Genomic DNA, 21,866 nt, shown 5'->3' on the forward strand with positions numbered 1-21,866 from the left:
CCGAATCGGGCGCGTCGTCGTCTGTGGCTTCTAGTGAGGTCGCGGCGACCCCCGCGCCGCAACCAAAGCCGCGCCCGAAGTTTCTTCGCCAGTATGAGCTGATCGAGCGGGTCCACGCTTACGACCCGACAGCCAATGAGGCGTTGCTGAACCGCGCCTATGTCTACGCCATGCGCATGCACGGCTCGCAGACCCGGGCCAGCGGTGATCCCTACTACGCCCACCCGATCGAGGTGGCGGGCATCCTCACCGAATACCGGCTCGATACCGCGACCATCGTCACAGCGCTCCTGCATGATGTGATCGAGGACACCCCGGTCACCAAGGAGGAGATCGCCCAGCTGTTCGGCGAAGAGATCGCCGAGCTGGTCGAGGGCGTCACCAAGCTTTCAAAGCTTGAGCTTCAGGCCGAGCACACGCGCCAGGCCGAGAACCTGCGTAAGTTCATCCTGGCCATTTCCAAGGACGTCCGTGTCCTGCTGGTCAAGCTGGCCGACCGTCTGCACAACATGCGGACGCTGCACTTCATCAAGAACCAAGCCAAGCGCGAGCGCATTGCCCGTGAGACGCGCGACATCTACGCGCCGCTGGCTCGCAACATCGGTTGCCACCGCATCTGCGTGGAGCTGGAGGAGCTATCCTTCCAGCACACCAACCCCGTTGCGCGCGACGCGATCATCCGGCGTCTAGACGCCTTGCGCGAAGAGCAGGGCGGGGCAGTGGCCCTGGTCAGCCAAGAAATCTCGGCCAGACTGGCGTTGGCCGCTTTGCCGTCGCGGGTCTTCGGCCGCGAGAAGTCGCCCTATTCGATCTGGCGCAAGCTGCAGCGCAAGTCGATCGGCTTCTCGCAGATGTCGGACATCTACGCCTTCCGCGTGATCGTCGACAGCGAGGAGGACTGCTACCGCGCCCTCGGCGTCGTTCACCGCGCCTGGTCCAGCGTGCCCGATCGCTTCAAGGACTACATCTCGACGCCGAAGCGGAACAACTACCGCTCGCTGCACACGACCGTCGTCGGGCCGCGCGGCATGCGCATCGAGATGCAGATCCGCACGGAGTCGATGGATCGCGTCAACGAAGAGGGCGTCGCCGCCCACTTCCGCTACAAGGACGCCTCGTACGGCCTCGACCTGGAAGGCATGGAGGCCGCCGGCGGCCGCGACCCGCTGGCCAACCTGCGCCAACTGGTTCAGGTGCTGGAGCACGGCGGCGACAGCGAAGAGCTGGTCGAGCACGCCAAGCTCGAGATGTTCCTCGACCAAGTGTTCGTCTTCACGCCCAAGGGCAAGCTGGTCAGCCTGCCGCGTGGCGCGATGCCGCTGGACTTCGCCTATGCCGTGCACACCAGCGTCGGCGATACCTGTATTGGAGTGAAGATCAATGGCGAGCTGAAACCGCTGCGCACGCCGCTGGTCAATGGCGACGTGGTCGAGGTGGTGCGCGGCTCCAAGCCCGTGGTGCCACCAGACTGGCGCTCGCTGACGGTCACGGGCCGCGCCCGTTCGGCTATCCGTCGCCATATCCGCCAGACCGAGAAGGAAGAGTTCCTGCGCCTGGGCAGGGCCTCGCTGGAGCAGGTCTTCGAGCGCGCGGGCAAGAAGCTGAAGGACGTCTCGCTGCGGCCGATCCTGGAGCGCTTCGCGCTGGACGGTGATGAGGCTCTGTTCGACTCCGTCGGTCGTGGTCGTGTCTCGCCCAGCCAGGTGCTGGAGACCGCCTATCCTGGCATGAAGGATTCCGAGCGTGAGGCGGCTACGGCCCGTCGCAAGATCGAGGGCGGCAAGGACGCCACGCTCTACGTCGGCGGCGGCGGCCTGACGCCTGGCGTCTGCCTGCACTTCGCGCACTGTTGCAGCCCGGTGCCCGGCGATCGCATTGTCGGCATTCTGCGCGAGGACGGTGAAGGGCTCGACGTCCACACGATCGACTGCCCGCGCCTCGCCGAATTCGAGGATCGCGAGGAGCTTTGGCGTGACCTGATCTGGACGCCGGAGGCCGAGCGCTCGACCATCTCGCTGACCCGTCTGCACGCGACGATCCAGAACGCGCCCGGCGTCCTGGGTCAGGTCTGCACAATCATCGGCGAGGCGGGCGGCAACATCGTCAACCTGCGCATGCACCACCGGCAGAGCGACTTCTTCGACACCGATATCGACGTCGAGGTTCGCGACGCCAAGCACCTGACCAACATCCAGGCCGCGCTACGCGCCTGCCCGTCGGTCGAGACGGTCGATCGGACGCGCGGCTAGGCCTTCCTCAGCGCCGCCACCGCCTCGAGGCTGCCCGCTGTCATCGGCGAGGGCAGGGCGTCTAGCGCGAACCAGCCCCATTCGTGGATGGCGTGGGCCTCCTGGATTACTGGCTGGCCTTCCCAGCTTGCGACCGCGTAGGTGATCGCCACCCAGTGGTAGTCCGGCGCGACCATGTCGGTGACCGCCAGGACGCGACCGGTCTTGACGACGATGCCAAGTTCCTCGTTGGTCTCGCGCTCGGCGCAGACGTGAGCGGCTTCGCCCCAGTCAAGCTTGCCGCCAGGAACGCCCCAGTGATCAGCCTCGGGGTTCTTGACCCGTTTGACCAGCAAGAGGCGGCCCTGGGCATCGAGGATGGCGGCGCCGCAGCCCACCCGGGGGCGTTGGATGTCTTCAGTCATGCGCGCGGTAGAGCCCTAAACGACGCCCAGGCGCAAGCCGGCGTTTGTAGACTCGGCGGGCTGGGCTATATCCACGGCCCATGACCAACGACGACGTTCTCGACGAATTCCGCGCCGCCGGCGCGCTCCGCGAAGGCCACTTCGTGTTGTCCAGCGGCCTGCACAGCCCCGTCTTTCTGCAGAAGAACCTGGTGTTCATGCGGCCCGAGCGCTGCGAGCGCCTCTGCAAGGCCTTGGCCCAGAAGATCATCGCCACGGTGGGGCAGGTCGACGTCGCCGTCTCGCCGGCCGTTGGCGGTATCATCCCTGGTTACGAAACCGCCCGTCACCTGAACGTGCCGTCGATCTACGTCGAGCGCGAGGGCGGGGGCTTCAAATTCCGGCGCGGCTTCCACCTGGAGCCCGGCCAGAAAGTTGTGATGGTCGAGGATATCGTCACCACGGGTCTCTCGTCGCGTGAATGCATCCAGGCGATCAAGGACGCTGGCGGCGACGTCGTGGCTGCCGCCTGCATCGTTGATCGTTCGGGCGGCAAGGCCGATGTCGGAGTGCCGCTGATCGCGCTGGCCAGTCTGGAAGTGCCGGCCTATCCGGCCGATGCTCTGCCGCCAGAACTGGCCGCGATCCCGATCGAGGATCCTGGCAGCCGCCGGCTGAAGGGCTGACCATCATGCTACGTCTGGGCGTCAATATCGACCACGTGGCGACGATCCGGAACGCCCGCGGCTCCTACTATCCCGAACCGGTCCGCGCGGCCGAGCTGGCGCTCGCCGCCGGCGCGGACGGCATCACCGCCCACCTGCGCGAAGACCGTCGCCACATCAGCGACGCAGATATCGCCGTGCTGACCGACCTCTGCCACAAGCGTGGTAAGCCGCTGAACTTCGAGATGGCCGTGACAGACGAGATGGTCTGCATCGCGATCGGCGCAAAGCCGCACGCCGCCTGTCTCGTGCCCGAACGCCGCGAGGAGGTCACCACCGAAGGGGGGCTAGACGTCGTCAAGGGCCAGAAGCGTATCGCCGACGCCACGACTCGTCTGCGCACGGTCGGCGCGCGCGTGTCGCTCTTTATCGAGCCGGATCCCCAGCAGATCCGCGCCTCGGTCGCGGCCGGCGCCCAGGTCATCGAGCTTCATACCGGAGCCTATTGTGACGCCGCCCGCGCTGGCGAGGTCGAACGCGCGGAAGCTATCCTGGAACGTCTCAAGAAAGGCGCGGCGCTGGCTGCGGAACTCGGCCTGGAAGTTCACGCTGGCCACGGTATCGACTACGCCACGGTCAAGCCTATCGCCGCCATCCCGCAGATCGCCGAGCTGAACGTTGGCCACTTCCTGATCGGCGAGGCCATCTTCGTGGGCCTGCCGCAGGCGATCCAGCGGATGCGGGCCTTGATGGATGCCGCGCGCGTGGAGATGGCCGCATGATCATCGGGATCGGCTCGGACCTGTGCGACATCCGCCGGATCGAGAAGTCCCTGGAGCGCTTCGGCGATCGCTTCACGAACAAGGTGTTCACCGAGATCGAGCGCAAGCGGTCCGAGCGGAAGCCCGACCGCGCCTCCAGCTACGCCAAGCGTTTCGCGGCCAAGGAGGCTTGCTCCAAGGCGCTCGGCACGGGCCTGAAGCGCGGCGTGCACCTGGCGGGCATGGGCGTGGTCAACCTCCCGTCAGGCAAGCCGACTATGGCCCTGACCGGAGGAGCGCTGGAGCGCTTGAAGGAAATGACGCCGCCTGGCATGGAGGCGGTCATCCACCTCTCCCTGACCGACGATCATCCCTACGCCCAGGCTTTCGTGATCATCGAGGCGGCGCCCAAACCTTAGGAAGGCGAACATGGCCGACTATCTCTTGCTGATGCACGACGATGCGATTGGCGAGCGTGCCGCAGATTGGCCTTTGTACCTGGAACAGTTGTCGATCAAGGGGCGTCTGCGTGGAGGAAGCGCGATTGGAACCGGCGCGTGCTTCCGCAAAGAGGGCGCGCCAGGCCCGGAGAGCGGGCGTCTGACGGGCTTCATCCGCATTGTGGCGGATGATCTGCAGGACGCAGAGACCTGTCTTATGGGGAATCCGGTCTATGAGGCCGGCGGCACGGTTGAGATCCGTTTGCTGCCGGAGAGTGAGTAGGCCCGCGCCGCATCCTCGCCGTAAAGCCAAGCTAACGCGCCGCTCTTGCTCCTGGCTGCAACCCCGTCTAGCAAAGCCCCATCCGGTTTCCCGGACCGTCCTTTTCGAAGAGCTCAGCGCCCGCATGACCGACGTCGCCGACACGCCACCGCCCGGAGAGAAGGGCGCCGTCGCCGAGCTCATCGAGATCATCAAGACCGTCGCCTACGCCTTGGGTATCGCGCTGGTGCTGCGGGTCCTGCTGTTCCAGCCCTTCACGATCCCGTCGGCCTCGATGGAGCCTAACCTCTATCAGGGCGACTACATCATCGTGTCGAAGTTCAGCTACGGCTGGAGCCGCCACTCGATTCCGTTCAGCCCGCCGATCATCAAGGGCCGGATTTTCAATCGCGCGCCTACGCGCGGCGACATCGTCGTCTTCAAGCTGCCGCGCGACAACCGCACCGATTACATCAAGCGCCTGATCGGCATGCCGGGTGACAAGGTCCAGATCCGCGGCGGCGTAGTTTACATCAATGGCAAGGAGCTGCCGCGAAAGCCCTTAGCGCCGGCCCTGGTCGACACTGGCTACGGCTTTACTCAGCAGGTACAGCGCTTTGAGGAAACCAATCCCGAAGGTCGCCAGTACAAGACCCAGGACTTCGGTCCCGACAGCCGTGGCGACAGCACCGGCGTTTATACCGTTCCTGCCGGCTGCTATTTCTTCATGGGCGACAACCGCGACAACTCGGCCGACAGCCGCTTTGATCCGGGCGTCTCGCCGTTCAAGGAGAGCGCCTGCAAGTGGGATTACGAGCTCGACCAGTACATTGGCGACGAGGTCGGCGTCGGTTTCGTGCCGGAAGAAAACCTGGTTGGCCGCGCCCAGATCATCCTGCTGTCGTGGAACGCCGAGGCCAGCCTGTTCAAGCCCTGGACCTGGTTCCTGGACGCGCGTCCCAGCCGCTTCTTCCACGTGCTGAAGTGATCTTGCGCCATGGATAGGCGCGCCGCCGCAGTAGGCGACCTGGAGCGCCGGATCGGTCACCAGTTCGAGGATCGCGAACTGCTTGAACGCGCCCTGACTCACGCCAGTGTCGGCGATGGGGCCAAGAAGGTCCGCGACAACGAGGTGCTGGAGTTCATCGGCGACCGCGTGCTTGGCCTCCTGGCCGCCGAGGCCCTGGCCCAGCGGTTTCCGAAGGCTAAGGAAGGCGAGCTGGCGCCGCGCCTGAACGCTCTGGTTAGTCGCGAGACCTGCGCCCGCGTGGCGCGGGTGGCCGAGCTGGGGCCGGCGCTGCGGCTCTCGGCCTCGTCGAGCAAGATCGGTGGGCGCGAGACCGAGTCGATCCTGGCCGGCGCGACCGAAGCCCTGATGGCGGCCCTTTATCAGGACGGCGGGTTAGACACCGCGCGACGTGTATTCCTGAACCTCTGGGCCGACGAGTTCGACCGTGCGGGCGAGGGGCGTCCGCGCGATCCCAAGACCGCTTTGCAGGAATGGGCCCAGGGCAAGGGACGGCCGCTGCCGACCTATCGCGTGCTAGACCGCACCGGTCCCGACCATGCGCCGGTCTTCACCGTCGAAGTCGTGGTGAGCGGCGTCGATCCAGCGATCGCCAAGGGCAAATCCCGGCAAGAGGCCGAGAAGGCCGCCGCCAAGTCTCTGCTTGAGCGCGAGCGGGCGGGCTGAGGCGTTAGAACGCGATAAACATGCCCAGGACGGCGGCGGCCATCACGGCGGTCGCCAGCCAGCCGAAGACCTTCTGAAGCGGCGTGGCCACGAAGTCGCCCATCTGAGCCTTGCGGCTGGCCACGACCATCATCGCCGCCATGATCGGCACCGAAATGACGCCGTTGATCACCGCGCTCCAGAACAGCGCCTGGATCGGGTCGAAGCCAGAATAGTCGACCACGAGGCCAAGGACTATGGCGGTCGCGATGACGCCGTAAAAGGCCTTGGCCTCGGTGGGCTTGTGCTCCAGCCCGCACTTCCAGTCGCGCAACTCGCCTATCGCGTAGCCGACCGATCCCGCTAGGACCGGCACCGCCAGCAGGCCCGTGCCGACGACGCCCATCGCGAACAGGAAGAAGGCCAAATCTCCGGCGACGGGACGTAACGCTTCCGCCGCCTCGGCCGAGGTCTGGATGTTGGTGATCCCCTGCGTATGCAGGGTCACGGCGGTCGTTAGAATGATGAAGAAGGCGATCAGGTTCGACACGCCCATACCGACCAGGGTGTCCCAGCGGATGCGCCTCAGTTCCTCGGGCGCGTCGGTCGGGTCTTCAATCAGCGGCGCCTCGCCTTTGGCCTCTTCGTCCTCGACCTCCTCGGAGCTCTGCCAGAAGAAGAGGTAGGGGCTGATGGTGGTGCCGAACACGGCGACGACCACGACGATCCAGCTGCTCTTGGGCAGTTGCGGCAGGATCGTGTGCTCCACGACCTGGCCCCAGTCGATCTTCACGGTGAAGACCACGGCCACGTATGCGAACAGAGCCATGGTCAGCCACTTCAGTAGCTTGACGTAGCGGTGGTAGGGCACCAGGACTTGAAGCAGCAGGCTGGCGACCGCGAAGCCGACCGTCATGACGTGCTGGTTCCAGCCCGTGACCAGCTTGGCCGCGGCGCCCATGGCGGCAAGATCGGCCCCGATATTTATGGCGTTGCCGATGAAGAGCAGCGCGACAAGGCTCGTCACCGCCCAGCTCGGGAAGACCTTAGCCAGATTGGTCGAGAGGCCATGACCGGTCACCCGGCCAATGCGAGCGCTGATCGACTGGATGGCGACCATCAGCGGATAGGTCAGCACGACCGTCCACAGCATGTTGAGGCCGAACTGCGCGCCAGCCTGGGAGTAGGTCGCGATGCCACTGGGATCGTCGTCCGCCGCGCCGGTGATCAGGCCGGGGCCTAGGGTGCGCAGGAGCTTGGGCCTGGGCGAGACCGATTCTGGCGAGCTCATGCGTTTCCCGAATCCGTTACGCCGGGGCGATGGGAAGACCAATGCCCAGCTTAGCGGCGATCACAAGGCAGGCGGGGCGGGATTTTCCGATCCATTGGTGCTACACGCACGCGCAATGACTGAAACCACCTCCCAAACTCGCGCTGGCTTCGCCGCCATCATCGGCGCGCCGAACGCCGGCAAGTCCACTCTGGTCAACCGCATGGTCGGGGCCAAGGTCTCGATCGTGACCCAGAAGGTCCAGACCACGCGCTTCCCCGTACGCGGCGTCGCCATCGCTGGCGACACCCAGATCGTCCTCGTCGACACCCCCGGCATCTTCAGCCCGCGCCGCCGCCTGGACCGCGCCATGGTCCGCGCCGCTTGGGCCGGCTCCGAAGAAGCCGAGGCCACCGTCCACCTCGTCGATGTTCAGGCCGAACTGGCCAGCCGCGCCGACAAGGCTACGCCGGGCGAATACCGCTCGGCCCAGGACGTCCAGACTATCATAGAGGGTCTCAAGGCCGCCAACCGCAAGGTGATCCTGGCGCTGAACAAGATCGACGGGATCAAGCGCGACACCCTGCTGGCCGTCGCTAAGGAGTTCTTTGACACCGGCGTCTACACCGACGTTTTCATGATCAGCGCCTCGACCGGCGCGGGTGTCGAGGACCTGACCGCCAAGCTGGTCTCGATGATGCCCGAGGGCCCCTGGCTCTATCCGGAAGACCAGACCGCCGACCTGCCGGCTCGTCTGCTGGCCGCCGAGATCACCCGTGAGAAGGTCTATCTGCGCGTCCACGAGGAGCTGCCCTATGCGGCCACGGTCGAGACGACCGCCTTCGAGGAGCGCAAGGACGGCTCGGTCCGGATCGAGCAGACCATCCTGGTCGAGCGCGAAGGCCAGCGGGTCATCGTCATCGGCAAGGGCGGTCAGACCTTGAAGTGGATCGGCCAGGCCTCGCGCGAGGAGCTGTGCGACATCCTCGACCGCAAGGTTCATCTGTTCCTGCACGTGAAGGTCAAAGAGAACTGGGCCGAGGAGCGCGGCCTGTTCAGCGACATTGGCCTCGACTTCGATGTTTGACGCGCCGGCCCCAGCTGTCGACCTGGACGCCTATTTCCGGCGTATCGGCTATGACGGCCCGCGCGAGCCGACCCTGGATACGCTGCGGGCCATCGCCTTCCGCCACCCGGACGCCATCCCGTTCGAGAACCTCGACGTCCTCTTGGGGCGTGGGATCAGCATTGTCCCCAGCGATGTCGACGCCAAGCTGATCGGCGCCGGGCGAGGCGGCTACTGCTACGAGCAGAACGGGCTGTTGAAGCGCGTGTTGCAGGCGCTGGGTTTCCAGGTCGAGGGCCTGATGGCCCGCGTACTGTGGATGGCCCCGGAAGGCGCGCCGCCGCGTCCGCGCTCGCACCAGGTGCTGGGCGTGACGATTGACGGCGAAACCTGGCTGGCCGACGCTGGCTTTGGCGGCTGCGTCCTGACCGCGCCGCTGCGCCTGTTCTCGGATGAGGTCCAGGACAGTCCGCACGGTCCGTTCCGGATTGTCGATACGCAGACCAACGGCGTCGCCGAGCGTCAGGTCCTGGCCGATCTCTCGGGCCGCTGGGCTCCGCTCTATCAGGTGTCGCAAGGCGCGTGGGCCGAGGTCGACTACGAGCAGGCCAATTTCTTCACCTACACCCATCCCAGCTCCCACTTTACCTGGAGCATGACCGTTGGGCGCACGACGCCGATCGCGCGCTACGCCTTGAAGAACAACCGCTTCACCCATCGCGACGTCACCGGCGCCGTGGTCGAGCAGCGCGACCTTTCGGTCGACGAGCTGGAGGCGACCCTGCGAGACGTGATCGGCCTGCCGGTCGCGCCCGACTGGCGTCCTGTTCTGGGGAAGGTCGTGGCCTGGGGGACGCCGTCTTAGATGGAGTGGGAGGACGAAGCCTATGTCCTCTCGGCGCGCTCGCACGGCGAGACCGGTGCGATCGTCGAACTGCTGACCCAGGACCGCGGCAAGTTCGCCGCCCACGTGGCTGGCGCCGCCTCGCGCCGAATGAAGCCCTTCTTGCAGCCAGGCGCGCGAGTGATCGCGCGCTATCGCGCTCGCGTGTCCGACCAACTGGGCTCTGCCAGCCTGGAGCCGATGGGCGAGGGGCCCTCATCGCTGTTCGATGACCGCCTGGCGCTTGCGGGGCTTTCGGCCGCCGCCGCCGTCGCCGCTGCGGCCCTGCCGGAACGGGAAGCCCATCCAGGCGCCTTCTACGCCTTGGAGGCCCTGATCCGCGTATTGGAGATTCCCGAGATCTGGCCGGCGGTCTATGTCCGCTACGAGGCGGGGCTGCTGCAGGAACTGGGCTTTGGCCTGGATCTCTCCAGGTGCGCCGCCACAGGCGCCTTTGATGACCTCGTCTATGTCAGCCCGCGCACTGGTCGCGCGGTAAGCCGCGAAGCCGGACGGCCCTATCAAGACAAACTGCTGCCGCTGCCGCCGTTCATGCTGTCGTCACAGGGAGGGCTGACGGAAGGCGATGTAAAGGCGGGTCTGGATATCACGGGCCACTTCCTTGAGCAGTTCGTGTTCGGACCGCTGAACAGGCCGCTGCCCCCGGCGCGGCTTTGGCTGCTTGACCGCCTTGTCGAGGCGAGACGGCTTTAAGAAGCGTCACAAATGCGGTTTATCCCGAAACGGAAGTTTCGGAGCCGCTTGATGTCTGTTCTTGATCGCTACGCCCTCAGCCGTCGGCGCCTGCTGTCCGTCTTCGGCGGCGCGGCGGTCACCGCGCTGGCCATTCCGATGGAGAGTGGCAAGGCCCTGGCCCAGGCGGTTTTCGCCACCTATCCGTTCCAGCTGGGCGTAGCGTCGGGTGATCCGTCGCCGGACGGCTTCGTGATCTGGACGCGGCTCGCGCCCGAACCGCTGGAGATCGGTTACGGCATGCCCAGCGCGCCTGTCGCCGTCGAATGGGAAGTCGGCGATGCGCCCAGCATGCGCAACATCGTCGCCAAGGGGCGCGCGGTCGCGCCGCCGGAGTTGGGCCATGCGGTGCATGTCGAGGTCAGCGGTCTTCAGCCCGGTCGGGACTACTGGTATCGCTTCATCGCGGGCCGCGAACGCAGCCTGACCGGCCGGGCGCGCACCACGCCAGCCTGGGGCGCGGCCGTGGACAGGGTTCGGTTCGGCGTCGTCGGCTGCCAGAACTACGAGCAGGGCTATTATACCGCTCACCGGCGCCTGGCCGACGAGAATCCCGACTTCGTGTTCTGCTACGGCGACTATATCTATGAGGGCCGCGGCAACCGGATCTGGAACAGCGCCGATGGGCCGGTGGAGAACGTTCGGCAGCACTTTGGCGGAGAGGTCTACAGCCTCGACGACTACCGCCGCCGCTACGCCCAGTACAAGATGGACGCCGACCTGCAGGACGCCCACGCGGCCGCGCCTTGGTTCGCGGTCTGGGATGACCATGAGGTCGAGAACAACTGGGTCGGCGACCATGATCCCAATGGTGTCGATCCTAAAGTGTTCCTCCTGCGTCGCCAGGCGGCTGCTCAGGCCTACTATGAAAACATGCCGTTGCGCGCGGCGAGCTTCCCCTCGGGGCCCTCTATCCGCATTCACCGCCGCGCGGCGTTCGGCGGACTGATGGATCTGAATCTGCTCGACACCCGCCAGTTCCGCAGCGACCAGCCGTGCGGTGATCGTTATGGCGTAACCTGTCCCGGCGTTGATGATGCGGCGGCTCAAGTGCTGGGGGCGGAGCAGGAAAAATGGCTGTATAACAGCCTTGGCGCCTCCAAAGCGACATGGAACGTGCTCGCCCAGCAGGTCATGCTGATGGACCTGGATCGCGTCTCAGGGCCGGAGGTCGGCTACAACCTCGACAGCTGGGGCGGCTATCGCACGCCGCGCGCGCGACTGCTGAACGAGATCCGCAACCGCAAGGTCCGCAACGTCGTGGTCCTGACTGGCGACGAGCATCAGAACTACGCGGGCGAAGTCTATCTCGATGGCGCCAAGCCGGAAGGTCCACCGATCGCCGCCGAGTTCGTCGTCACCTCGATCAGTTCGGGCGGCGATGGGATCGACCAGCGCGCCGACATGGCCGCGATCCAGAAGGCCAGCCCGATGCTGAAGTTCAATAACGCTCAGCGAGGCTACGCCATCTGTGATGTGACCCCCAAGGCCTTCGTGACCGAGTTCAAGGTGCTGGATGCCATCACGCGACGTGATGGCAAGCTGTCGACGCGGGCCAAATGGGCGGCGGAAGCCGGAAAGCCGGGGATTACCCAGGCCTGATGGGTCGAATCATCGGGCCAGTTTCTGCTAGACTCCGGCCTCGGAGTAACGAATCCCCTCGATGAACAAACCTGTCCTTCCTCCCCCCGGCGGCCCTGACGACGGCGACCGCATTCTCGATGAGCCGCTGACCGAGGCTCTGTCGCGCCGTTATCTGGCCTATGCGCTCTCGACCATCGGCTCCCGGGCGCTACCCGACGTGCGCGACGGCCTCAAGCCCGTGCACCGTCGCGTGCTGTACGCGATGAGCAACATGCGCCTGAACCCGGACGCCGCCGCGCGCAAGTGCGCCAAGGTGGTCGGCGAGGTGATGGGTAACTTCCACCCGCACGGCGACCAGTCGATCTATGACGCCCTGGTCCGTCTGGCCCAGGACTTCGCCCAGCGCATCCCGCTGGTCGAGGGGCAGGGGAACTTCGGCAACATCGACGGCGATAACGCCGCAGCCATGCGCTACACCGAGTGCAAGATGACGGAAGCGGCGACGCTTCTGCTGGACGGCATCGACGAGGACGCGGTCGACTTCAAGCCGACCTATGACGGCCAGGACGAGGAGCCGCTGGTTCTGCCGTCGGGCTTTCCGAACCTGCTGGCCAACGGCTCGTCGGGCATCGCGGTGGGCATGGCCACCTCGATCCCGCCGCACAACGCCGCCGAGCTGATCGACGCCTGCCAACTGCTGCTGGCCAATCCCGACGCGACGACCGAAGACCTGTTGGAGAAGGTCCCAGGGCCGGACTTCCCGACCGGCGGCGTCATCGTCGAGCCGCGCGCGAGCTTGCTGGAAACCTACGAGACCGGCCGCGGCGGCGTGCGCATCCGCGCCAAGTGGGAGAAGGAAGACACCGGTCGCGGCACCTACCAGATCGTCGTCACCGAGATTCCGTACCAGGTGAAGAAGTCGGATCTGGTCGAGCAGCTGGCCGACCTGATCGACAGCAAGAAGGCCGCGCTGCTGGGCGACGTCCGCGACGAGAGCGCCGAGGACATCCGTCTGGTCCTCGAACCCAAGTCCAAGAACGTCGAGCCTGAAGTGCTGATGGAGAGCCTCTTCAAGCTCTCGGCGCTGGAGAGCCGTTTCCCGGTCAACATCAACGTGCTCGACGCGCGGGGCACGCCGGGCGTCATGGGCCTCAAGCAGGCCCTGATGGCCTTCCTGGCCCACCGCCGCGAGGTGCTGACCCGCCGGGCCCGCCACCGCCTGGCCAAGATCGAAGCCCGTCTGCACATCCTGGACGGCCTGCTGATCGCCTATCTGAACCTCGACGAGGTCATTCGGATCGTCCGCTATGAGGAAAAGCCGAAGGAGAAACTGATCGAGACCTTCGGTCTCACGGACATCCAGGCCGACGCCATTCTCAACACCCGTCTGCGCCAGCTGGCCAAGCTGGAGGAGATGGAGATCCGCCGCGAGCACGCCGAGCTGGTCGAGGAGCGCGACGGCATCCTGGCCATGCTGGCCAGCGACGAGAAGCAGTGGAAGCTGGTCGGCGTGGGCCTGGGTCAGGTCCGCGAGACCCTGCTGAAGATCAACCATCCGCTGGACAAGCCTCGTCCGACGGGCGCCAAGGGGCGCTCGATCTTCGCCGACGCGCCTGTTGTGGACGCCGACGCGGCCATCGAGGCGATGATCGTCCGCGAGCCGATCACGATCATTCTGTCCGAGCGCGGCTGGATTCGAGCCGCCAAGGGCAAGGTCGACGATCCGTCCGAACTGAAGTTCAAGGAAGGCGACAAGCTGGGCTTTCTGGTCCCGGCCGAGACGACCGACAAACTGCTGATCTTCTCCAGCGATGGCCGGTTTTTCACCATCGGCTGCGATAAGCTTCCCAGCGCGCGGGGCCATGGTGAGCCGGTGCGCATGATGATCGAGCTGGACGACAAGGTGAAGATCATCGACGTCTTCCCATTCAAGGCGGGCCGCAAGCGCATTCTGGCCTCGAAGCTGGGTTACGGCTTCCTGATGCCCGAGGAAGAAGCGCTGGCGAACCGCAAGGCCGGCAAGCAGGTGCTGACCGTCGACGCGGCCGGTGCGGCCTTCTGCATGGAAGCCGTGGGCGACCAACTGGCGGTCATCGGCGACAACGGCAAGATCCTGATCTTCCCGATCGAGGAGCTGCCGGAAATGCCGCGCGGCAAGGGCGTCAAGCTGCAGGCCTACCGCGAGGGCGGCCTGCGTGACGGTCTGTCCTTTAACGCCGAGACCGGCGCCTACTGGATCGACACCGCCGGCCGCCGCCGCGATTGGGCCGAGTGGAAGGAATGGGTGGGCCGCCGAGCGGGCGCGGGCAAGCTGGCGCCCAGGGGCTTCGCCACCAACAAGCGGTTCAAGCCGAAATGAAGGCTGGACGGCTGCGTCGCCGCGCGCTGAGCTTCCTGGCTGGCGTCTTTGGCTGCGCGGCCGTCGCCGCGTCTTCAGCCCTGGCCCTGCCGCAAGCCAAGCCAGAGGAGGCGGGTTTCAGCGCCGAGCGCCTGAAACGGTTGGACGAGCACATGCAGACGATGGTCGATCACGGCCAGATCGCCGGCGGCGTCGCTGTGCTGGCTCGTCACGGCCGCGTCATCCATGCCAAGGCCTTCGGCACGCGCGAGCTGGGCGGACAGCCCATGCCCATGGACGCCATCTTCCGCATCCGCTCCGAGACCAAGCCGGTCACGGGCGTAGCCATGATGATCCTGTACGAACGGGGCCTCTGGAAGCTGGACGATCCGATCAGCAAGTACGTGCCGGAGTTCGCCAATCTCCGTGTCGCGAGCGGTGTCGACGCGATGGGCCAGCCGATCCTGACGTCGATCTCGCGGCCGCCGACCATGCGCGAGCTGATGACCCATACGGCTGGCTTCGCCTATGGTATAGCCGACGATCCCAGCAGCCCGCCGGATCAGGCCTACTATCGCGCCGGCGTCCTGCAATCTGGGTCGCTGGAGGAGCTGGTGCGAAAGGTCTCGGACCTGCCCATGTTCTCCGAGCCTGGCCAGCTATGGCGCTATAGCGTCGCCGCCGACATCCAAGGCTATATCGTCGAGAAGCTTTCGGGCCAGAGCCTGCCGGTTTTCATGGAAGAGAACATCTTCGCGCCTCTGGGCATGAAGGATACCGCCTTCTACGTACCCGCCGAGAAAATGGGGCGACTCGCCGCGCTCTATGACGGCGATCCGGCGACGGGGAGGCTTGTTCCCGCCGTGGAGGGCGCATGGCGGGACGTCAGTCGCCCGCCGGCCGCGCCTTTGGGCGGCGGGGGTCTTCTGTCGACCGCCGGCGATTTCGCCCGTTTCGCTCAGATGATCTTGAACAAGGGCGAGCTCGAGGGGGGCGGATTCTCAGGCCCGAGTCCGTGGCCCTGATGACGCAGAACCATCTGCCGCCGGGCTTCGTTGTCACCTCCAACGGCACAACGGGCGTCTTGAAACCAGGGCCGCGTCCTTTCCCCTTCGCGGCCGGCATGGGCTATGGCCTGGACGTGGCGGTGGCTGTCGATCCCGCCGCGTCGGGCGCGCCGGTTGGGCCGGGGACGATCAGCTGGGGTGGCAGCGCGGGCACTTGGTTCTGGATCGACCCCACGAACGATCTGTTCTTCATCGGGATGATCCAGCGTTTGGGGGGCGTGGGGCCTGGTCTGGACGCCCAGTCACGCACCTTGGTCTACCAAGCGATTGAGCGTCCGCCCGAAATCGCGATGGGGACGCCGCAGACGCCAAGGCCATCCAAGGCCGCGAACAAACCAGCCCTGGCGCGCTAAAGAAGCTGCCTCCCTCCGCAAGGCCAGGGGGCGTTGGCATAGCTGGACGCCAAAGGCCGTGGTTCAGATCACTCGGCTCCGCCTTGAACAATCGTCATGGTTCAGTGCGACGGGAGGAGCTGGTCGCGTCGTGAAAAAGCGGTTTCAACCGGCGAACACGCGCTCTAAGGTCGTGTCAAACATGTGTTCGGGAGGGTGGTTTGGCGTTTCGTAAACTGATCGGGACCGTTCTGGCGGTGGCCCTGGTCGCGGGCGGTCCCGCGTTGGCGGCGGCGCCAAAGTCTGAGGCGTTCGTCGCGGCGGCTCCTGAAAGCGTAGGCTTCACCCGCGAGGGTCTCGCCAAGCTGGACGCGCACATGAAGGGCCTAGTCGATACTGGCCATCTGCCCGGCGTGACCACCATGCTGGTTCGTCACGGTAAGGTCGTGAACTACGCGGTTCACGGCAAGAAGGGCTTCGATGGCCCGCCGATGACCAAAGACACGATCTTCCGCATCTATTCTCAGACCAAGCCGGTCACCGGCGTCGCCATGATGATCCTCTATGAGGAGGGCAAGTGGAAGCTGGACGACCCGGTCAGCAGGTATATCCCCGAGTTCGCGTCCTTGCGCGTCTTCAAGGGCGTCAATCCGGACGGCTCGTTCGACACCGTCCCAGCCGACCGTCCGCCGACCATGCGCGAGGTCATGAATCACTCGGGCGGCTTCGCCTATGGCCTGGTTCCAGATAACGCCATCGACAAGGCCTATGCTCGGAACGTGCTGGCGGCTCGGACGCAGAAGGAGTTCGTCGACAAGATCGCCGAACTGCCACTGGTCGCCCAGCCGGGCACGCGCTGGAAGTACAGCATCTCGGTCGATATCCAGGGGCTGATCGTCGAGAAGCTGTCGGGTATGTCGCTCGGCGACTTCATGCGGACTCGGATCTTCGAGCCCCTGAAGATGACCGACACCGGCTTCTGGCTGCCGGGCGAGAAGATGGACCGCCTGGCCTCGCTCTACCTCTGGAGCCCCAAGGAGCAGAAATTGGTCCCCGCCAGCGGCTTCATGGTGCTGGACATCACCAAGCCGCCGGCCATGGCCTCGGGCGGTGGTGGTCTCGTCTCGACCAACGCCGACTACGCCCGCTTCGCCCAGATGCTGCTGAACGGAGGGACGCTGGACGGCAAGCGCATCCTGAAGCCCGAGACCGTCAAGCTGATGCGCACCAATGCGCTGAGCGACACGATCATGAATTCTGACGTCCCGCCGTTCAACACGGCCAGGGGGCGGGGCTTTGGGCTCGATTTCGCGGTCGTGCTGGACAGCGCCAAGGCGGGGCCGCAGGGCGATGGGACGTTCAGCTGGGGCGGCGCGGCCGGCACCTGGTTCTGGATCGACCCCAAGAACGACCTCTTCTTCCTGGGCATGATCCACATCCTTAACAAGGACGGCGATCCGGCCATCAAGGACATCGACGATGACAGCGCCAAGCTTGTCTACGACGCGTTGAAAGACCCCGGCAAATAGGCTCGTCGGCCATAAGAACGTTAGGGAGCAACGCCACATGAAGGCCGCCGTCTATTACGAGACCGGGGCGCCGGACGTCTTTCGCTACGAGGACGTTCCGGACCCCGTTTGCCATTCACAAGGCGTGGTCATCCGCGTCGAAGCCGTGAGCATCGAGGGCGGCGACACGCTCAATCGCGGCGGCGGCCAGATGGCGGGCAGTCCCCACGTCGTCGGCTATCAGGCCGCCGGCGAGATCGTCGAGGTCGGCGCCGAGGTGAGTCACCTGAAGGTCGGCCAGAGGGTGGTCACGGTGAACGCCTTCGGATCGCACGCCGAGCTGCGAGCCGTGCCTTCGCGGAACGCCTGGCCGATCCCCGAAGGCTTCGACATCCACAAGGCCTCGGCGATCCCCGTGCCCTTCGGGACCGCCCATGAGTGCCTTTTTGGCGCCGGACGTCTCAAGGCGGGCGAAACGGTGCTGGTTCAGGCCGGCGCGGGAGCGGTCGGCATCGCCGCGATCCAACTCGCCAAAAAGGCCGGAGCCACGGTGCTGGCTTCGGCTTCGAGCGATGACCGGCTGGAACGCCTCAAGGTGTTCGGCCTCGACCACGGGATCAACTACAGCCGTGACGACCTCGTCGAGCAGGTCATGAGTCTGACCGGCGGCAAGGGCGTCGACCTTGTCGTCGATCCTGTGGGCGGCGCGACGCTGGCGAGCAGCCTCGGTGCCTTAGGCTACCGCGGCCGCGTCTCGCTGGTCGGCAACGCCGGCCGGGAGCCGATGAAGGTCGACGTCTCGTCGCTGATGGCTGGAAACCGCTCGCTGACGGGGGTGTTCCTGGGGGCGGAGATCATGACCGATCGCGTCCATGACATGATCCAGGAGCTGATCGAACAGGCTGCGCGAGGCGAGCTGGAGGTCGTGATCGACAAGACCTTCCCGCTGTCCGAGGCCGCTGCCGCCCACGCCTATATCGAGAGCCGCCAGGCCGTTGGCCGGGTGTTGTTGATCCCATGAGCAACCGCGTCCTGGCCCATACGGGCGCCAAGTATCCGATCATCCAGGCTCCGATGGGATGGATAGCCCGCTATCCCCTGGCGAGCGCCGTCTCCCGCGCGGGCGGCCTCGGGATCATCGAGACCTCGTCCGGCGAAACGGAGAACTGCAAGGCCGAGATCACCAAGATGGCGGCCAGCGGCCTGCCGTTCGGTGTGAACCTGCCGATCCTGTTCCTGCGCGACGACGCCATGCTGCGGTTCGTCTGCGAGAGCGGGGTTAAGTTCGTGACGACCTCGGCCGGCAGTCCGGCCAAGTTCATCGGACCTCTGAAGGACGCCGGTATCGTCGTCTACCACGCCGTGCCGACCGTCGATGCGGCGGTGAAGTGCGTCGAGGCGGGCGTCGACGGCCTCGTGGTCGAAGGCGCCGAGGGGGGCGGCTTTAAGAACCCCGAGGAGGTCTCGACCCTCGTCTTGTTGCAGGCGATCCGCGCCAAGGTCGACGTGCCGCTGGTCGCCGCCGGCGGGATCTGCGACGGGCGCGGCATGGCGGCGGCCTTCGCCCTGGGGGCGGAAGCGATCCAGATGGGCACCCGTTTCGTCAGCTCGGCCGAGAGCCCGGTGCACGCCAACTACAAGGCGGCCATCACCGGCGCCAAGGAGACGGGCACCTGGGTGCTGAACAAGAAGGCCAGCCCCTGCATCCGCGCCATCAAGTCGGAGCTGACCAAGGAGATCCACGACGCCGGCGTCATGCCGCCCGACGTGCTGAAAAACATCCTCAAGGTCTATTTCGGCGGCGACATGGAGGCCGCACCGGCCCTTGCGGGGCAGACCGTCGGCCTGATCGACGCGGTGAAACCCATTCAGGAGATCATCGACGAGACGGTCTCCCAGTTCCACGACATTTGCGGGCGCCTGGGCGCCCTGGCCGCCGCGCGCGGCTTCTAGAGGATTTTCGACATGCAGAACCTGTTCTCGCTCGAAGGCCGCGTGGCCCTGGTGACCGGCGGCTCGCGCGGCATCGGCGCGATGATCGTCAAGGGCTTCCTGACCTACGGCGCCAAGCGCGTCTACATCACCGCCCGCAAGGCCTCGGCCTGCGACGCGGCGGCCGAGGCGCTCAGCGAGTTTGGCGATTGCGTATCGCTGCCGGGCGATATCTCGACGATGGAAGGCATCCAGGGGCTGGCCGATCGCATCAAGGAGCGCGAGGGCAAGCTCGACGTCCTGGTCAACAACGCCGGGGCGGCCTGGGGCGCGGCGTTCGACGAGTTTCCGGAGGCCGGCTGGGACAAGACCGTCGATCTGAACATGAAGACCCCGTTCTTCCTGACCCAGGCGCTGATCGAACCGCTGCGCGCGGCAGCCAAAGACCGGGTGGCGAAGGTGATCAACATCGCCTCCATCGACGGACAATCGGTGACCAAGGACGAGACCTATCCCTATGGGGCTTCCAAGGCCGGCCTGTTGCACATGACCAAGCGGATGGCCCTGCGTCTGGCTTCCGACAACATCGCCGTCAGCTGCATCGCCCCGGGCGCCTTCGCGTCGGACATGAACAAGGTCGCGCGCGATCATGCCGACGCCGTCGCCAAGATGATCCCTGCCGGCCGTATCGGCGAGGAGGAAGACATGGCGGGTGCGGCCATCTATCTGGCCTCGCGAGCTGGCGACTATGTGATGGGAGGCGCTGTCACTGTCGACGGAGGTGTCAGCTTCGCGCGTTGAGCTCTAGCCCAGCTCTTCGATGTCCGCGGGCTGGGCGTCGCTTAGGGGCAGGTCGCAAGCGTCCTTGGCGTCGCTGCGCAAGGCGGGCGGGCGGGCGCCCCGTTCGCGGGCCGACATCAGCGACCAGCCACCGGGCTTGAGGATCTCCAGCGGCGAGAAGCGCGCCTTGTAGGCCATCTTCTCGCTACCCGGCACCCAGTAGCCTAGATAGACGTACGGGAGGTTGCTTTCTTGAGCCTGGACGATGTGGTCTAGGATGATGAAGGAGCCCAAGCTGCGACGGGTCTCATCGGGATCGTAAAAGCTGTAGACCAGCGAAAGACCGTCGGCGAGAACGTCAACCAACACGCAGGCTATTAGGTCGCCGGGGCCGCGGTCTTGAGACTTGCGGCGGTATTCGATCAAGTGCGTACGAACAGCCGTGTCCTCGACCATGGCGACGTAGTCTGGCCAAGTCATCTCGGCCATACCGCCGTCGGCGTGACGGGCCAGCAGGTAGCGACGCAGCAGCTCGAATTGCTCGAGGGTCGCCTCGGCCTCGACGAGGTGACGTTCGAGGTCGTCGTTCCGTTTCAGAACCTTCCGCTCGGATCGTGACAGAACGTACTCGCCCGTGGGGGCGCGCGCGGATTGGCAAGCCCGGCAGGTCTCGCAAGCGGGGCGATAGGCGATGTTCTGCGAGCGGCGGAAGCCGACCTGGGTCAGGCTGTCATTTACCGTAGGACCGTCTGACAATGGTAGATGCGCGAACACCTTCCGCTCCTCACGGCCTGGGAGATACGGGCACGGCGTGGGCGCGGTCAGGAAGAACCGAAGCTGTCGCGTCGGAAAGTGCTGCGTCACGGAAGCCCGGTCCCCTCTAGCTTGAATGCGCCCCTTAGTGGATTAGGGGGCATTGCGTCCGGTTGCGCAAGCTTCGCCGCGCGCCAACGCGGCTAACGGTCACAGACCGTCAGGCAGAACTGGCTTTTCGCGGAGCAGGACGATCGAAATGCGCCGATTGCCGGCCAAGGTCGGATCGTCGGCGTAGAGCGGCTCGGAATTGGCCTTGCCTGAAACCTGATAAATGCGGTCGTCATCGACGCCAGCAGCGCGCAGGATTTGGCGCGAGGCGTCGGCGCGCGAAGCCGACAGCGACCAGTCGCCGTCCTGCTTCTTGCCGTAGGCGCTGGCGCTGGTGTGGCCGGAGACGGTCACGCGGTTGGGTAGCTGGGTGATGACCTTGGCGACCGCGCGCAGCAGGATGCGGGCGCGGTCATTTGGAACCTTCGAGTTCTCCTGGAACATCGAGCGGCCTTCCTGGTCGACCAGCTGGATGCGCAGCCCCTCGGGGTCTGGTCGATCAGGATCTGCTTCGACAATTCGGCCAGCTCGGGCATGTCCTGCAGCGACTGGCGCAGCGACTGGGCGGCCGAGGCGAAGCTGTCCTGCTCCTTCCTGGCCAGGGCGTCGCGCAGCGCTTGCTCGCTGGCCGATGAGAGGTTGGCCGTGTCGGTGGACTGACCGTCCTTTTCAACGTTGTCCGGAACCTCCGGAGCCATCTGCTGGATGGCCGACATCTTGCCGTCCGACTTGGCGCCATCATCACCCAGCGACGTGCCGCCCAGAATGCCGCCGGAGCCACTGGTGGTCGATGAGATCGAGGCGGGCGCGAAATAATCAGCGATGCCCTGTTTTTGCTCGGGGCTGGTCGTGTTGAGCAGCCACATCAGCAGGAAGAAGGCCATCATCGCGGTCACGAAGTCGGCATAGGCAACCTTCCAGGCGCCGCCGTGGTGGCCGCCGCCCGAGACCTTCTTCACCTTCTTGATGAGGATCGGTTGCTCGCCGCTAACCGCCATCGTGCTTAAGCCTGTTTAACCGAGTGACCCGCAACCTGCCGAAAGGTCGTTAAGATGGG

The 21,866-nt window shown here is 65.6% G+C and carries 19 protein-coding genes and 2 pseudogenes; 17 read left to right on the forward strand and 4 right to left on the reverse strand.

The genetic code is table 11. From position 1 onward, the window contains the following. Positions 1–23 precede the first annotated feature (23 nt). Positions 24–2,249: a bifunctional (p)ppGpp synthetase/guanosine-3',5'-bis(diphosphate) 3'-pyrophosphohydrolase gene (locus CSW59_RS07715; protein WP_099443485.1), complete on the forward strand. Its 2,226-nt coding sequence runs from the start codon at positions 24–26 to the stop codon at positions 2,247–2,249. Here CSW59_RS07715 and CSW59_RS07720 read toward each other — a convergent pair. Beyond that, positions 2,246–2,653 carry an NUDIX domain-containing protein gene (locus CSW59_RS07720; protein WP_099443486.1) on the reverse strand — a complete coding sequence of 136 codons (408 nt, stop codon included), beginning with the start codon at positions 2,651–2,653 and terminating at the stop codon, positions 2,246–2,248. The two genes, CSW59_RS07715 and CSW59_RS07720, sit on opposite strands and share 4 nt — an antisense overlap. Before the next feature lie 80 nt (positions 2,654–2,733). On the opposite strand from CSW59_RS07720, the gene pyrE reads away from it, so the two are divergent. The 6 genes from pyrE to rnc all read left to right on the forward strand — a co-directional run bounded on the left by pyrE (position 2,734) and on the right by rnc (position 6,453). Beyond that, complete coding sequence (gene pyrE / locus CSW59_RS07725) at positions 2,734–3,318, forward strand: orotate phosphoribosyltransferase (RefSeq protein WP_010919429.1); 585 nt, start codon at positions 2,734–2,736, stop codon at positions 3,316–3,318. A 2-nt stretch (positions 3,319–3,320) separates the two neighbouring features. Next, on the forward strand, positions 3,321–4,079 hold the full coding sequence (locus tag CSW59_RS07730) for a pyridoxine 5'-phosphate synthase (protein ID WP_099443487.1): 759 nt from the start codon (positions 3,321–3,323) through the stop codon (positions 4,077–4,079). Continuing rightward, positions 4,076–4,477: a holo-ACP synthase gene (gene acpS, locus CSW59_RS07735; RefSeq protein WP_099443488.1), complete on the forward strand. Its 402-nt coding sequence runs from the start codon at positions 4,076–4,078 to the stop codon at positions 4,475–4,477. Before CSW59_RS07730 ends, acpS begins: the two co-directional genes overlap by 4 nt. Positions 4,478–4,487: 10 nt before the next feature. After that, positions 4,488–4,781, forward strand: coding sequence for a hypothetical protein (locus CSW59_RS07740; protein WP_099443489.1), 294 nt, complete (start codon positions 4,488–4,490; stop codon positions 4,779–4,781). Positions 4,782–4,905: 124 nt separating this feature from the next. After that, complete coding sequence (gene lepB, locus CSW59_RS07745; protein WP_099443490.1) at positions 4,906–5,748, forward strand: signal peptidase I; 843 nt, start codon at positions 4,906–4,908, stop codon at positions 5,746–5,748. A 9-nt stretch (positions 5,749–5,757) separates the two neighbouring features. Further along, positions 5,758–6,453: a ribonuclease III gene (gene rnc, locus CSW59_RS07750; protein WP_099443491.1), complete on the forward strand. Its 696-nt coding sequence runs from the start codon at positions 5,758–5,760 to the stop codon at positions 6,451–6,453. A 4-nt stretch (positions 6,454–6,457) separates the two neighbouring features. Here rnc and CSW59_RS07755 read toward each other — a convergent pair whose 3' ends face one another. Then, entirely contained in the window at positions 6,458–7,723 is a 1,266-nt protein-coding gene (locus CSW59_RS07755) for an Nramp family divalent metal transporter (RefSeq protein WP_099443492.1), read from the reverse strand. A 115-nt stretch (positions 7,724–7,838) separates the two neighbouring features. On the opposite strand from CSW59_RS07755, the gene era reads away from it, so the two are divergent. The 10 genes and pseudogenes from era (at position 7,839) to CSW59_RS07805 (ending at position 19,966) form a co-directional block, all read left to right on the forward strand. Next, positions 7,839–8,789 carry a GTPase Era gene (gene era, locus CSW59_RS07760; protein ID WP_099443493.1) on the forward strand — a complete coding sequence of 317 codons (951 nt, stop codon included), beginning with the start codon at positions 7,839–7,841 and terminating at the stop codon, positions 8,787–8,789. Continuing rightward, positions 8,782–9,633, forward strand: coding sequence for an arylamine N-acetyltransferase (locus CSW59_RS07765; RefSeq protein WP_099443494.1), 852 nt, complete (start codon positions 8,782–8,784; stop codon positions 9,631–9,633). Before era ends, CSW59_RS07765 begins: the two co-directional genes overlap by 8 nt. Continuing rightward, a complete protein-coding gene (recO, locus tag CSW59_RS07770; protein ID WP_099443495.1) occupies positions 9,634–10,365 on the forward strand; it encodes a DNA repair protein RecO in 732 nt (243 codons plus the stop codon). Positions 10,366–10,416: 51 nt separating this feature from the next. After that, positions 10,417–12,006 carry an alkaline phosphatase gene (locus CSW59_RS07775; RefSeq protein ID WP_099443496.1) on the forward strand — a complete coding sequence of 530 codons (1,590 nt, stop codon included), beginning with the start codon at positions 10,417–10,419 and terminating at the stop codon, positions 12,004–12,006. 61 nt (positions 12,007–12,067) lie between these two features. Continuing rightward, positions 12,068–14,347, forward strand: a complete 2,280-nt coding sequence (gene parC / locus CSW59_RS07780; protein WP_099443497.1) for a DNA topoisomerase IV subunit A — start codon at positions 12,068–12,070, stop codon at positions 14,345–14,347. Next, positions 14,344–15,746: pseudogene (locus tag CSW59_RS07785) on the forward strand (serine hydrolase domain-containing protein). The gene parC and the pseudogene CSW59_RS07785 overlap by 4 nt, the downstream one beginning before the upstream one ends. Positions 15,747–15,946: 200 nt before the next feature. Then, a complete protein-coding gene (locus tag CSW59_RS07790; protein WP_099443498.1) occupies positions 15,947–17,254 on the forward strand; it encodes a serine hydrolase in 1,308 nt (435 codons plus the stop codon). 37 nt (positions 17,255–17,291) lie between these two features. Further along, positions 17,292–18,254, forward strand: a complete 963-nt coding sequence (locus CSW59_RS07795) for a zinc-binding alcohol dehydrogenase family protein (protein ID WP_099443499.1) — start codon at positions 17,292–17,294, stop codon at positions 18,252–18,254. Continuing rightward, positions 18,251–19,186, forward strand: coding sequence for a nitronate monooxygenase family protein (locus CSW59_RS07800; protein WP_099443500.1), 936 nt, complete (start codon positions 18,251–18,253; stop codon positions 19,184–19,186). The genes CSW59_RS07795 and CSW59_RS07800 overlap by 4 nt, the downstream gene beginning before the upstream one ends. 12 nt (positions 19,187–19,198) lie before the next feature. Beyond that, the gene (locus tag CSW59_RS07805; RefSeq protein ID WP_099443501.1) at positions 19,199–19,966 is read left to right on the forward strand and encodes an SDR family NAD(P)-dependent oxidoreductase; all 768 of its coding nucleotides are present in this window, start codon (positions 19,199–19,201) and stop codon (positions 19,964–19,966) included. Positions 19,967–19,969: 3 nt separating this feature from the next. On the opposite strand, the gene CSW59_RS07810 is transcribed toward CSW59_RS07805, so the two are convergent. Next, the gene (locus tag CSW59_RS07810) at positions 19,970–20,809 is read right to left on the reverse strand and encodes an arginyltransferase (protein WP_099443502.1); all 840 of its coding nucleotides are present in this window, start codon (positions 20,807–20,809) and stop codon (positions 19,970–19,972) included. Between the two features lie 99 nt (positions 20,810–20,908). After that, positions 20,909–21,807 (reverse strand): annotated as a pseudogene (locus tag CSW59_RS07815) (flagellar motor protein MotB). Positions 21,808–21,866 lie beyond the last annotated feature (59 nt).

The sequence above is a fragment of the Caulobacter sp. BP25 genome, assembly GCF_002737755.1.
Lineage (GTDB): Bacteria > Pseudomonadota > Alphaproteobacteria > Caulobacterales > Caulobacteraceae > Caulobacter.